9 protein-coding genes and 1 pseudogene are annotated in these 10,760 nt (G+C 45.8%); 5 read left to right on the top strand and 5 right to left on the bottom strand.

Features of this window, described 5'->3' with window-relative positions; genetic code table 11:
• On the top strand, positions 1 to 1,591 hold a 1,591-nt coding region (locus tag QUA43_RS15780; protein ID WP_333375139.1), incomplete at its 5' end, for a CHAT domain-containing protein.
• Between the two features lie 115 nt (positions 1,592 to 1,706).
• Here QUA43_RS15780 and QUA43_RS15775 read toward each other — a convergent pair.
• A pseudogene (locus tag QUA43_RS15775) lies at positions 1,707 to 1,859 on the bottom strand (IS630 family transposase); the annotation flags it as partial.
• 139 nt (positions 1,860 to 1,998) lie between these two features.
• On the opposite strand from QUA43_RS15775, the gene dtd reads away from it, so the two are divergent.
• Entirely contained in the window at positions 1,999 to 2,454 is a 456-nt protein-coding gene (gene dtd, locus QUA43_RS15770) for a D-aminoacyl-tRNA deacylase (RefSeq protein WP_333375138.1), read from the top strand.
• Positions 2,455 to 2,679: 225 nt separating this feature from the next.
• On the opposite strand, the gene QUA43_RS15765 is transcribed toward dtd, so the two are convergent.
• Entirely contained in the window at positions 2,680 to 2,931 is a 252-nt protein-coding gene (locus QUA43_RS15765; protein ID WP_333375136.1) for a hypothetical protein, read from the bottom strand.
• Positions 2,932 to 2,974: 43 nt separating this feature from the next.
• Between QUA43_RS15765 and QUA43_RS15760 the strand changes: the two genes are divergently transcribed.
• From QUA43_RS15760 to QUA43_RS15750, 3 genes are all read left to right on the top strand, one after another.
• The gene (locus QUA43_RS15760) at positions 2,975 to 4,213 is read left to right on the top strand and encodes a HetZ-related protein (protein WP_333375135.1); all 1,239 of its coding nucleotides are present in this window, start codon (positions 2,975 to 2,977) and stop codon (positions 4,211 to 4,213) included.
• A gap of 770 nt (positions 4,214 to 4,983) precedes the next feature.
• Positions 4,984 to 5,877, top strand: a complete 894-nt coding sequence (locus QUA43_RS15755) for a DUF2382 domain-containing protein (protein ID WP_333375133.1) — start codon at positions 4,984 to 4,986, stop codon at positions 5,875 to 5,877.
• A gap of 309 nt (positions 5,878 to 6,186) precedes the next feature.
• A complete protein-coding gene (locus tag QUA43_RS15750) occupies positions 6,187 to 7,506 on the top strand; it encodes a mechanosensitive ion channel family protein (protein ID WP_333375131.1) in 1,320 nt (439 codons plus the stop codon).
• 164 nt (positions 7,507 to 7,670) lie between these two features.
• On the opposite strand, the gene QUA43_RS15745 is transcribed toward QUA43_RS15750, so the two are convergent.
• The 3 genes from QUA43_RS15745 to QUA43_RS15735 form a co-directional block, all read right to left on the bottom strand.
• Entirely contained in the window at positions 7,671 to 8,639 is a 969-nt protein-coding gene (locus QUA43_RS15745; protein ID WP_333375129.1) for a TIGR03885 family FMN-dependent LLM class oxidoreductase, read from the bottom strand.
• A 187-nt stretch (positions 8,640 to 8,826) separates the two neighbouring features.
• Positions 8,827 to 9,678, bottom strand: coding sequence for a DUF1206 domain-containing protein (locus QUA43_RS15740; RefSeq protein WP_333375127.1), 852 nt, complete (start codon positions 9,676 to 9,678; stop codon positions 8,827 to 8,829).
• 212 nt (positions 9,679 to 9,890) lie between these two features.
• On the bottom strand, positions 9,891 to 10,424 hold the full coding sequence (locus tag QUA43_RS15735; protein ID WP_333375173.1) for an AI-2E family transporter: 534 nt from the start codon (positions 10,422 to 10,424) through the stop codon (positions 9,891 to 9,893).
• Positions 10,425 to 10,760: the final 336 nt, after the last annotated feature.

Below are 10,760 nucleotides of genomic sequence, written 5' to 3'. Positions count from 1 at the left end.
TCCCATCAATCCCATCAATCCCATCAATCCCATCAATCCCATCAATCCCATCAATCCCATCAATCCCATCAATCCCATCAATCCCAATAATCCCAATAATCCCAATAACCCCAATTCGCCCCCAATATCACCAAGGGATAGATTTCCATTAGATCGAGGGCGATTGCTTTTCCCCGATCGCAACCAACCCTTTAACCGCGAACAGCGGCAGAACCAAAACAGAATATGGCGAGATATAGGAAAACCGAGAGACAGGATGCCGCCCGAAAGAATGCACTCTCCCAGAGAACTGAGAAATTTCATCAATTCAAATATCAGAGATTCAGTTATTCAGTCAGCATTTCGCGGCGACATCGGCAGGAATTTGGAGGCAGGCCAAATATCGGCAGCTTTGTCTCTGCTGGACAAATCTTTCAGCCAAGAATTCCGGGAATATTTAGGGATAAACATCAGCGACGAGTTGGTATCCCCAGAGGAAATTAAAATAAAATTAGCATCTGTGGGGCAAGAAACTGGCACGAAACCCAGCTTAATTTATCTGTTTTCGCAACCCGAAGAATTAAATTTAATGCTGATCACTTCTTGCGGTGAAGTTGTTCACAAAAGTGTGCCGGCCGCGAACCGGGCAGAACTGCTGAAAGTTGTAACTCAGTTCAGGGATGAGATTACCAAACCGGGGGTGCGGGCTACTACGAGTTATCTACCATCTTCCCAACAGCTTTATAAGTGGATGATTGCGCCTTTAGAGGACAGTTTGAAAAAGTGCGAAACGGATACTATTTCCTTTGTGGTCGATCGAGGTTTGAGAGGTATGCCCTTTTCTGCTTTGCACGACGGACAGCAATTTTTGGTGGAAAAGTACAATCTCAGCCTGATGCCCAGCATTAATTTAACAGATACTCGCTACGTCGATCTCAGAAATTCTCAAGTTTTAGCAATGGGTGCCTCGGAATTTTCCGATTTGAATCCTTTGCCTGCAGTTCCTGCTGAAATAGCCGCTATTTCCCGAGAGTGGCCGGGAGTTAGTTTTCTGAATGAGGATTTCACTTTAGATAATTTGAAGCGACAGCATCAAAGCCGGCCTTTTGGCATTATTCACTTAGCTACTCACGGCGAATTTCGACCTGGAGCACCGAATAATTCTTTTATTCAGTTGTGGAATAGTCGGCTGCGACTGGATCAATTGCGGGATTTGAGATTGAATAATCCGCAGGTGAATATGTTAGTTTTAAGTGCTTGTCGGACTGCGGTGGGAGATGCACAGGCGGAGTTGGGTTTTGGGGGGTTGGCGCTGCAAGCCGGGGTGCAAACGGCTTTGGGGAGTTTGTGGTACGTGAGTGATGAAGGTACTTTGGGATTGATGAGTGAGTTTTACCAGCAGTTGAAGACGGCGCGAATTAAGGCGGCGGCGCTGCGACAAGCGCAAATTGCGATGTTGCGGGGAGATGTGCGTTTGGAGGGTGGCCGATTGCGGGGTTTGAGTCGGGGTGAGGGGGTGGAGTTGCCGGCTTCGCTGCAAGGGTTTGCGGATTTAAAGTTGTCGCATCCTTATTATTGGTCGGCTTTTGTGATGATTGGAAGTCCTTGGTGATTGGTGATGAGTGATTGATTAAGTAAGTCGGGGGAAATATTTACAAGTATGTAACAAAAGATTAAGTAACCTGATTGGAGTTAAATTTAACACGTTCTGTAGTATAGTTTCCTCTTTATGCTCTAACTTCTACCCCAGGAATTACAGCATAAGCCAGCTCTAATTCATCCTCCAACATTTTTCCGGCTAATTCATTTTTTTTGATATGTTGCCACTCCAATTCAATTGGATTCATTTCTGAAAAATATTTAGGCAAAAAGAAGATGTATAAACCCTGACTTTCCCACTTTGACTATAATTGTTGGACTTTGCCGACATCGGTGTATCGGACTGTTTTCAATTTCATGGCGACACGGCGATGGCGCTGCTGTTCAAATAATCCTAGGACGCTACCAAAAAGCACGTCAATGCGAGTCATCATCCAGCGAGTAAAATCATCTCAAGTCGAAATTGACGGTCAAATTGTCGGCAAAATTGGCTGCGGACTTAACTTGCTTGTAGGTATTGCAGACACCGACACCGAAGCAGAACTCGATTGGATGGCTCGCAAATGCCTAGAATTGCGTTTGTTTCCCGACTCGGCCACGGATACCGGGCGCTGGGACAAGTCCGTACAGGACATCGGCGGCGAGTTGCTGGTTGTGAGTCAGTTTACGCTCTACGGGGACTGCCGCAAAGGTCGGCGGCCTTCCTTCGATCGAGCCGCAGCTCCTGAACGAGCCGAAATTTTTTATGATAAATTTGTCGAAAAGTTGCGCCAGAGCGGCTTAAAAGTTGAAACAGGCTTGTTTGGAGCGATGATGCAAGTCTCGATCGACAATGACGGGCCGGTGACTCTGGTATTAGAGAAAGAATCAGGGTGAATTGTTTGTAAACAAAGCTCTCTGTGCTTCTTTCTGATTCCTTCTTCCTTCTTCGCTCAGATCAAATTTTCAGATTAACCGGGTTTCCGAATTACTGTGCCGTAGCTTCAGAATACATTGCAGTTCGCTACACTCTGCCGAGTCTCGATTCCAGAATCTCCAACGGCCAAAACCACCTCAAATAGCCAGTTAGTAAATTGTCCACTCAGCGGCCCCGGAACACCGTCAATCTTTTTCGCGATCGCCCAACCTTCCCCATAGCTCAGAATGCTTGTACAGTAAGGTTTTAATGGCAATAAAATCAATCTTCCACAGCCAGCGCTTAGAATCAGATTCAGCAGCCAAAAACTGTTGCATGAGAGAGTGGAACACTGGCATCACTGCGGTTATCTCTACTTCCGTAACATTCAATGTATAGAGAGTTGAATCAGCACAGCAAGCGAAACTGCCAGCAACTGCCGCCTCACTCTCTGACAAATGTCCTCGCACATCCGCTGTGCCCTACCACCCGATAAACGCCATGACTGTCAAAACTGCCACCAACACCGTCAACTGCAACACCGCTTCTGACCTCAACAGCATTCCGGCTGCATCCAGCGAACAAACCGCCGAAATCAATACTGTTCCCAGCATCAATATCCTCGCTTTGGCTAACTTCGCCCTCAAAGAATTGCAAGCGGAAATGAAAACTTCCAGCCGCAGCGCTCAAGCAGTGGCGATGCGGATTGCTAAGGAAGTCGAACGCATTTGCCAAAAAAGCGATCGCATCCAAATTTCCGGCGAAGTTGAAGCTTGGCAAATCACCTTGGCCGAGCACCGGTTGCAAAAAACGCTGCAATACTACCGCCTCGGTTCCAAACAAGGCCGTGTCGAACTGCACTCCCACCTCGCGGCTATGATTTACCGCCATGTTGCTTCTTTCAGATCGAACTTGAACTTCCAAGCTCGCTACAACATGATTGAAGACTTTTTGCAAGGCTTTTACATCGAATCTCTGCGAGCTTTCCGCCGGGAACACCAACTCGATGCCACCTACCAGCCCCGCACGCAGCTAGAATTGGCTGAGTACATGGCTTTCACCGAACACTACGCCAAGCGCCAAATTGGTTTGCCCGGCCGCAACCGCCAACGCCTGATCGTGTTGCGCGCTCAAGGATTTGCCAAGGGCCAGCCTCCCGAAACTGCGATCGACATTGAAATGGCTGTAGAATCTGGCAAGGGAGAAGATGCGGAAATGTACAGTCGCTCTCCGGCGCTGCAACAAGTGCGCGAGCAAATGGTATCGGAAACTGTCGATCCGGCTGATGCTGTGCTGCGCGATCGAGTAGTGTCGGAATTGATCGCCTATCTGGAATCGCAAAATCAACCAGAATGCGTGAATTACTTAACTTTAAAATTGCAAGACCTTTCGGCTTCGGAAATTGACCGCGTGCTCGGTTTGTCTTCCCGCCAGCGCGACTACTTGCAACAACGTTTCAAGTATCACGTCGAAAAATTTGCCCGCACTCAAAATTGGAAACTTGTCCACGAATGGCTGGGTGCTGATGTCGATCAAAAGCTGGGAATGACTTCGGACAAATGGGAAGCGTTTCGCGCTCAACTTGCGCCCGAAATGCAGCAACTGTTAGAAATGAAGCGGAACCAAGAAAGCGACAAGGCGATCGCCACCGCGCTCAAATGCACTCCCAAACAAGTCCAAAAACGCTGGGCGCAACTGTTGGAGCTGGCTAGCCAGACTCGCAACAGCAACCAAGCTTAAGTGGTACTCAAATATGAATGCAACTGTTTTCTTGAGACTGGAAAATGCGATCGGGTGCGGCACCTGCACAGGAATGCCCGCCCCGGCGTCCGCTCTCAAATCAACAATCGCTGCTACTAATTTATCGCCACTTTTGGGCCTATTCAATTTATTAAAACAACATTACTTTTTTTAATATTTTTCCTTCCCTGGTTAGGCCGGGGAATTTGTTTTTATTAGTCATTAGTCATCAGTCATCAGTCATCAGTCATTAGTCATTAGTCATTAGTCATTAGTCATCAGTCATCAGTCATTAGTCATCAGTCATCAGTCATTAGTCATTAGTCATTAGTCATTAGTCATCAGTTATTGGAAATTGCTTGCTGAAGAGGTGGCATTGCATATATTCATAATAATATTTAAACAGAGGGAGTAGCATAATAAAGGCAAAGTTGTTCAAATGTGTTTCCCCAAAATTTATCACATAAAAGTCTATCTTTAAAGTAATCAATTGTGTATATATTTTTTTGTCCGTTAATTTACAGTATCAAGGTCGAACTTATAAATGTATTTTTTTATAAAAATAGTTAAAAACCTCTTGTGAGACGTGAGGGAAATGAAGGTGTATAAGAAATAACAATTCATCTATCTAAAGACAGAAAAAAACTAAAATAAATATACTCATCGTATTATTCTGTTTCATTTAATCATTCATAAGAAGGAAGCATCAAATTTGAGTTCTCTCTAAAATGGGGGCATAAGTTGATGTAGATAGAAAGGGAAAGACTCCTATGTTACTTTACAAAATTGAAGATTTTAATCCCAACTACCGCGAAGCTGCTTTTAATGGCGAAGATATCAAAGGTCTGGATATCTATGCTGGAAATACAGATGAGAAGATTGGCTCCATCGATACCGCGCTAGTTGATGAGACAGGACGTTTCCGATATTTTGTTGTTGACACGGGTTTCTGGATTTTTGGCAAGAAGGTATTAGTTCCAGTTGCTCTTTGTCGAGTTGAGGTTGATGCAGAACGCATCTACGCGACGGGTTTGAGAAGTAAAGACCAAGCAGAAAGACTACCCAGGTATGAGGATGGGATGGTAGTTGATTACGATTATGAAGAACAAGTGCGGGGTGTTTATCGTACTCTAACGGTAGAAGGGTCTGCACCTGTAGAAGCATCATTGCCTTTAGAAGCATCTGCACCAGTTTCTATGCCGCGTTCTGTCTCTAATCAAGCTAAGGCGGCTGGTTATGACCGCAACACCTACACTTACGAACAAGAGCCTCAATTGTATCAGATGAACGAGCGCGAGCATCACAAATTCCGACTCTACGAAGAACGACTGGTTGCAGAAAAAAGCCGTCACAAAGCTGGCGAGGTAGCAATTGGCAAGCGAGTTGAAACCGAAACGGCACGAGTTTCAGTTCCAACAGAAAAAGAGCGAGTGGTAATTGAAAGTATAACTCCCGAAAAGGCAGGTGCGCCAGTAAATCGGGATACTCCATTCAAGCAGGAAAAGGTGATGCGTATGGACGTTTACGAAGAAAATGCTGATATCACAAAAGAAGCTTTTGTGCGCGAAGAAGTTAACATCAGGAAAGAGGTTGAAACCGAGACCGTTGAGGCAACGGAAACACTGCGTCGTGAAGAGTTGGAGGTGAAGAGGGAAGGACGTTAGAGTGCGAATGAATTGGACAAGGTTTTGTAGTTGCGCTGTCTTCGCGAAGATTAGCGTTGAAGCGCAAGTACGAAGCTAAACAATCACTACCACTGCCAAAAAAAGGACATGATTTCTCATGTTTAATTTCTGGCGTTGACCCCTAATATGTGCAGCATTCCTAGCTTTATCGTTTAGCATCGGTGCGACCAGTTTTTTAGGATATCCTCGATCGCTATTTCTTTTAGCCCAACTTAGATAACAACAGCGGTAGTGCATCCAATCAAGCAAAGCATAAAAATTCATTGGAGGCGGTTAGCACGATCGAGCGTGCGGTCAGTTCTGTTGCTCGCACTCTTAATTGCCCTAACGATAACGTGTATTACCCCGAATTCCGCAGGCGCGCAAGACGAACGGGTAACAGTGCGTTTAGATGGTCGAGCAGTGTTTCGGGTGAGTGCGGTAGAAAACGTAGATGCAACCGCACGTGCGCGGCAGATTGAGCGGCGCATGAGCCGACTGTTGGAGAATCCTACGGCGATCGCACCTCCACGCATTGAAGCGACTCAAAATAGCGATCAGCAGGTGATTACGATTGCTGGAGTCCCTGTTGTCACCGTAACTAAAGCAGACGCTCAGGATAATTTGACAACGGTTGATACGCTGGCAACTCAGTGGTCAGGGGCGATTGCTACCGCCCTAACGCGAGCCAGTCAGCGCCGTCTTTCCCCTTCGGAACGCTTTGTGGCAGAGGTGCAATCCTCGGTGCAAACCGGATTTGGACGACTGGGTGAATCTGCGATCGCGATTATTCCCCGCGCGCTAGCTGCATTACTGGTGATTGGATTATTTTGGGCGATCGCGGCTTTGGTGCGCTGGTTGATGCGCCTGATTTTCCGTCACATTGTAGAAGACTTAACGGTAGAAAACCTAATCAAACAAGTCGCCTACTATGTTGTCTGGAGTCTCGGTTTTATTGTGGCCCTGGATGCCTTTGGGTTCGATCCGCAAGCAGTTGCCACCGGATTAGGTTTAACGGGTCTTGCTCTCGGCTTTGCTTTAAAAGATATCCTTTCTAACTTTATCAGCGGCATTTTAATACTGGTATTGCGTCCTTTTGAACTTGGCGATCAAATTGTTGTCGGGGAAACTGAAGGCAATGTCGAGCGGATCGAATTGCGCGCAACCCAACTCCGTACTTATGATGGTCGAGTGGTATTGGTTCCCAATGCGGAATTGTTCACCTCGCGCATTACCAACAACACCGCCGCCCCGATTCGTCGCAGCAGCGTGACTCTGTTTATCGGCTACGATAGCGATTTGCAAACAGCCGTAACTGTGATGACAGAGGCAGCGCAAGCTACGGAAGCCGTGCTCAACGATCCGCCAGTTTCCGTGCGAATTCGAGATTTGGGACAGGATGACATCTTGGTTGAGGTGCGGTTTTGGACGGACTCGCGGCGTACTGACTTTGTGGCGACAACCTCAGCCGTGAGAGGGGCAATCGTTCTTGCCTTCAAAGATGCTGGCATCGGCTTGCCCGATCCTGATGTGCGAATACTGATGCCGCGCCATCCCGATAAGTGGCGAACCGCATTGGGTTTGGGAGATAGCGATCGGACTCAGGATTCTGACAATGCGAGTCGGTAAGTCATATCGATTCCGGTTGCACCGTCGGTGATGGTTGACTGTTGACTGTTGACTGTTGACTGTTAGTCAAAAAACTGAAAATAGCGCGAATTATTTGTTGGCAGCTTGATTCGACTTTACGCCCGACGATGAAGCATTGATATCAGTAGCATCATAATTACGAATCAACTTTTTGTCAGCGCTGGCACTACTTTTTCGCCAAACACCTCAATAAACTGCTCTTGTTCTCGGTTAACGTTGTGTAAAATTAGTTGATCAAACCCCAATTCAATATCTTTTTGCAACCACTCAATATGCTGCTCTTGGTCTGCCGAGATGCGGACGTGTTGATATAACTCCTCTGGTTGCACAAACTCCCCGGCCGCATCAAATTGATCGGGTGTTATCAGTTGTGTCAGCATTTTACTTTTGAAGATGTTACTACGCCATTGATGATGAGCGCCTTGTAGTGCTTTCTCTGCATTACTGTCATAGGAAAGCTGCACTTTCAAAATCATTGGTTTCCCTACTCCACCACCGCGACGAAACGCATCGACGACTTTTTTTAACTTTTCAGGTGGGCGAGAAGTAGTAATTAATCCATCAGCCCAACTGCCCAACCATTCTGCGGTTTCTGGGGTAACTGCGGCGCCGATAATTAATGGGAGAATTTCCGGGCGGGTATAAAGTTTTGCATCTTCTACGCACACTAAACCGCGATGGGTGACGGTTTCTCCTGCCCAAAGGGCGCGGATAATATCGACACATTCTTTGAGACGTTTGTTGCGATCGCTCTTAGTAGGCCACTTATCCCCTGTAATATTTTCGTTCAACGCTTGACCGCTGCCAACCGTGATCCAAAAACGGTTTGGAAACATTTCTGCCAACGTTGCCGCAGCTTGGGCAATAATAGCCGGATGATACCGCTGTCCGGGAGCGCAAACAACCCGATAGGAAAGCGTCGGCGTTGCTTGCATTGCTGCACCCAACCAAGACCAAGCAAAACCACTTTGTCCTTGCGCTTCACTCCAAGGATGAAAGTGATCGGAAGAAAGGGCATGGGTAAAGCCAGCTTGTTCGGCCATTTGGACATATTTCAGCAGTTCGCTGGGCTTAAACTGTTCATGGGAAGCATGATAACCAATTTTTGCCATAAGTTTTTAGGAGTTTTGAGTTGAGTAGGGGCGGTGCTTCCGTGCCCGCCCTGAGTTTTGAGTTAAAATCTCCCGACTTAAAAGCAGGTGATTTCATCAAAACGCCTTGTAAAAGTTATGAGTTTTGAGTTATATAAGTAAAAAAAATCTAACTCAAAATTCATAACTTTCCGCATAACGGGCAAGCTTATGAACTGAAAATTCGCCGATAGCGAGCTTCAATTACCGAGTAGATGCCATAGGCAATTAAACCCAAAGGTACTAGAGCCAAAATCACTGGACTAAAAGGCTGTTGTGCCACAATTCCCAACACCTCGCCCAATCCTTTCGTTTGACTGGCATCCGATAGCCTTGCTGCTTGAATTAAGAAAAAACCGATTATAACGAAAACAACTCCACGGGCAGCAATTCCAGCTCGACCCAACCGTGTCGCCCAAGTTTGCTCGGTTTGGCTCATTTCATCTAGCTTGAAATGGCGGCGAAATTTGGCTTTATATGCTTGGTAGAAATAAGAAAAACCTACACCAATAACAATTGAGCCTGCCAATCCTACCAGCCATTCTCCAAACGGTTGCGCTAAAATTTGGGCTGTCAAATCTTCGGTTGTATCGCTCTTACCACCGCCCGAACCCATTATCAGTTTTACAGCCGTTAAAGCTAAACCTGCGTAAGCTAAAGCACTTAAGGCGTAGCCAATGCGTTGGGCAATTCGCTTGGCATCCATTTTCTGTCCTTGGTGTTCTGGGTCGAGAATTGTCTGAACGATACGCAAAAGGGCATAACCAATAATGCCAATCGTTACAAGAAATAGCAGAAATTTACCGAAGGGTTGGTTAACAATTTCTGATAATGCACCGCTAGTATCTGTTGTCCTGCCGCCCATACTAAAGACGGCTTGTGCTGCTAAAAAACCGACAATAAAGTAAACTAAGCCTTTGGAAGCATATCCCAATCTTGCCAGTCGCTCAAACCAGGGATGAGAAGCTGCCTGTCCAATTGAGTCTTTAATGCTGTCGGTGGGTGAGTTGTCCCGTTTCATATTTTTTGACAATTTAGTTGTTAACGACTGCTGCCATAGGCAATGGTGCATTCCTTTCCAGTTAACTGAGTTCTTAAATAAACTATTTATATTATTATTTATTAACCTAATTATTAGCTCATGTAGAGATGTTTGTCATCTGTCTTGAGCGGGAGTATCATCGGTTGATTGATTGATAAACTTCATATTAATTGGGCTTGACAAATATAGCTTTATGGGTTATCGACTGGCTCTGATGGAGCAGTCTGCCAGCGGTCTAGTATATCTTTGATTAAAACTTCTTTAACCCAAATTTGAATAACAATTAGAATTGGTAGCGCTAAAAATAATCCCAAAAAACCAAATAAAAATCCGAATGCTGTCACGAGAGCTAAGGTGTAAGCGGGAAGCAGAGATACCTGCTTTTCCATAATGATAGGTGTGACCAAGCTGCCTTCAATTTGTTGAATTAGGAAATAAAGCAACAACACCGCGCCTGCTTTTGCAGGCGAATCTAATAAAGCCAGCAGCAGCGGTGGAATTACGCTTAACATTGCGCCCATATAGGGAATTAAGGCTAATATGAATGCCAGAAGCCCGTTCACAAAAGGCAGTGGAACTTGCAAAACAAACAAACCAATAATGCTCGTAATACCAATAAAACTCATGCTTAATGCAACGCCTGCCAACCAACCCATTAAACCCTCTTCGCATTTTGAGAGAATTTCATCGGCTCGCTGACGGTAAAAAGCGAGAAAAGGGCTGATCGTTGGGTGGCCCTATAATAACTGCCTTAACTAGCTTATGGACGTTGCAAGAATGGATGCGCCCCAGTGCGGCTGTTGGGAATCAAGCATCGATCGCCAATACTCCGATCGATCGCACTTAACTCAAAGCAGTATCATAAATTTTTCCTCAATCATCTTCCATCAGGTGGATATTTTCTTATGGCATCAGACAGATGGCAAGGTTGGGCTAGTTAGATTAAATAGAGATGGAAGCAAGCTTTTGAGATGGTGAACAGAAACAATAGACGTTTTGCCTAAGTCGATTTTTAAGACTCTAAATTCCCATTGTCGCAAGAAGTTGATTGTTCAGAACCG

Origin of the sequence: Microcoleus sp. N9_B4, from assembly GCF_036701635.1 — a bacterium.
Lineage (GTDB): Bacteria > Cyanobacteriota > Cyanobacteriia > Cyanobacteriales > Microcoleaceae > Microcoleus.
Note: the sequence above shows the minus strand (reverse complement) of the source record. Positions and strands in the feature narration are given on the sequence as shown.

Bases quoted from the DNA above. Each gene is read 5' to 3' on its own strand.
- dtd (WP_333375138.1), top strand. From the start codon at position 1,999: ATGCGAGTCATCATCCAGCGAGTAAAATCATCTCAAGTCGAAATTGAC.
- QUA43_RS15740 (WP_333375127.1), bottom strand. From the start codon at position 9,678: ATGAAACGGGACAACTCACCCACCGACAGCATTAAAGACTCAATTGGA.
- QUA43_RS15755 (WP_333375133.1), top strand. From the start codon at position 4,984: ATGTTACTTTACAAAATTGAAGATTTTAATCCCAACTACCGCGAAGCT.
- QUA43_RS15745 (WP_333375129.1), bottom strand. From the start codon at position 8,639: ATGGCAAAAATTGGTTATCATGCTTCCCATGAACAGTTTAAGCCCAGC.
- QUA43_RS15760 (WP_333375135.1), top strand. From the start codon at position 2,975: ATGACTGTCAAAACTGCCACCAACACCGTCAACTGCAACACCGCTTCT.